The sequence below is a fragment of the Microbacterium umsixpiens genome (assembly GCF_053543675.1).
Genome location: NZ_JBLVOH010000226.1, coordinates 2738 through 3154 on the forward strand (window position 1 = coordinate 2738; position 417 = coordinate 3154).

Genomic DNA, 417 nt, shown 5'->3' on the forward strand with positions numbered 1-417 from the left:
CCCCCCACGTCCCCCCGGCGTGAACCCTCACAGGCCCACGTCGGGGGGCGCAGCCCGGTGCGGGAGGGGGAGGCGCACCGAGAACAAGCGGCTTTCGCCGCGGTCCGTCGCGGAGTCTCGAGTGGATCGAGATCCGCGTCTCGTTCGATCCGGCCTTTCCCCAGGGCCGTGCTCGAACGACGATGACTCCACCCTATATGACATTCGACCAGCTAACGTTTTACCTTTGTCCAGGGTTCTTGCTGATCGCACCGACCCGGCGGGCATGGAATCAACGCGACTACCGTTGCATCAGCAGGCAGCATCCGTCACGGAGGGAACCACCATGCGCATCGATCTCACGGGCAGGACCGCGCTCGTCACCGGCTCCACGCAGGGCATCGGGCGGGCGATCGCCGCAGGACTGGCCGACGCGGG

1 pseudogene is annotated in these 417 nt (G+C 67.1%); it reads left to right on the forward strand.

What is annotated here, in order from left to right:
• Positions 1–325: 325 nt before the first annotated feature.
• Positions 326–417: pseudogene (locus tag ACNPM4_RS18880) on the forward strand (oxidoreductase); the annotation flags it as partial.